The 1,762-nt window shown below is 66.7% G+C and carries 2 protein-coding genes; both read left to right on the top strand.

Annotated features, from left to right (window positions below):
* On the top strand, positions 1 to 1,269 hold a 1,269-nt coding region (locus tag R1101_RS28300; RefSeq protein WP_016935515.1), incomplete at its 5' end, for an alkaline phosphatase D family protein.
* A gap of 166 nt (positions 1,270 to 1,435) precedes the next feature.
* Positions 1,436 to 1,762 (top strand): DoxX family protein (locus R1101_RS0122815; protein ID WP_037224831.1); only part of this gene is annotated, 327 nt, incomplete at its 3' end.

Raw genomic sequence — 1,762 nt, 5'->3', positions numbered from 1 at the left:
CAGGTGTACGCCGACGAGTTGTCACAGGAGATGAAGCAACGGGTCGGTGAGCGGCACGATCTGTCGGAACCACCTGGGGCGCAGGTACGCGACTTCGAGGAGTACACCTGGCTGTACCACCGGTCGTGGTCCGAAGACGACGTCCGGTGGCTGTTGTCGAACGTGCCGACGTCGATGATCTTCGACGACCACGACGTGCACGACGACTGGAACACCTCCTACTCGTGGCGCAGGGAAATGGAATCGTCCGCGTGGTGGGAGGAACGCATCGTCGGGGCACTCGCGTCGTACTGGATCTATCAGCATCTCGGGAACCTCTCCCCCGACGAGCTGGACGAGGAGCCGCTCTACGGGCGGGTGCGGAACTGTACCGGTGACGCCGAGCCCATTCTGCGCGCCTTCGCATCCGGTGCCGACGAAGAAGCGGACGGGGCTCCGGGTGCGCGGTGGTCCTACCGCCGTGATTTCGGGTCGGTGCGTCTGCTGGTGATCGACTCGCGGTGCGGGCGGGTGCTCGCGCCCGAGCGGCGGGACATGGTGTCCGATCCGGAGTTCGACTGGATCGAGCAGCAGACCGACGGCGACTACGACCATCTGCTGGTCGGCACGTCGCTGCCGTGGCTGCTCCCCCGCGCGATGCACGACCTCGAGGCGTGGGACGAGAAACTCGCGTCCGGTGTGCGAGGTGACCACTGGGCTCGCTGGGCCGAGAAACTTCGTCGTGCTGCGGACCTCGAACACTGGTCGGCCTTCCGCGACTCTTTCGAGCGACTCGGACGCCTGCTGCGGGACGTCGCCGCCGGACGGCGCGCCGGGACGTCCGGTCGTGCGCCCGCGACGATCTGTGTCCTCTCGGGCGACGTGCACCATGCGTATGCCGCCCGTGTCCGGTTCGGGACACCGACCGCCGGTGCGGTCTACCAGCTGACCTGTTCACCGTTGCACAACCATGTCCCCGCAGCCGTCCGGGTCGCCTTCCGCGCTGCATGGAGCCGCACGGCGGAGCATGTCGTGCGGCTACTGCTGGGTCGCGTGACGGCCGTTCCCGTCGCGTCGTTCTCGTGGTCGAGGGTGTCGGGTCCGACTTTCGGAAATCAGATCGCCACGCTCCGGACGCACGGTCGCGTCGCACATCTGACCGTCGAGCGAAGCATCGACACCGCAGCAGGTACGCATCTGTTCGAGAAGGTCGCGGAGTTGCTGTTGACCTCCGAGGATCGGCCGCCCCGGATCTCGCCGGCAGGCGCGGCGGGCCGGCTGTCGAAGTGAGATGGGAAGACGGCACTCCGCCGGTGATGAATTCTGGTATTCACTGATTTCCGTACCATCCGAAATACCGTCCGGTGCCCTTCGTCCCTGCTTCGCGCATATTCCCGTGACTCCCGGGGTACCTGTGTCAAGGTTTGGAAACACAGCCGACCACGGGAGGAACCACATGCTCGTCCGGAGAATCGCGCGGCCCATGCTCGCGTCCATCTTCATCGCAGGGGGCATCGACGCCCTGCGGAAGCCCGAGCCGAAGGCAGGGGCTGCGCAGCCCGGGCTCGATCAGGCTGTGAACGCGCTGCCGGCATCGATCACCGACCGGCTCCCCAGCAATCCCGAGACTCTCGTACAGATCAACGCCGCCGTCCAGATCGGCGCCGGCACCCTGTTCGCCCTCGGCAAGGCACCGCGTCTGTCCGCTCTCGCCCTGATCGGCAGCCTCGTGCCGACCACCGTTGCGGGCCACGACTTCTGGAACGCCGAGAACCCGGAGGCC

The organism is Rhodococcus sp. R1101 (assembly GCF_000278445.1).
Taxonomy (GTDB): Bacteria; Actinomycetota; Actinomycetes; order Mycobacteriales; family Mycobacteriaceae; genus Rhodococcus; species Rhodococcus gordoniae.
The sequence above is the reverse complement of the archived record's forward strand: the minus strand, read 5'-3'. Positions and strand labels throughout refer to the sequence as shown.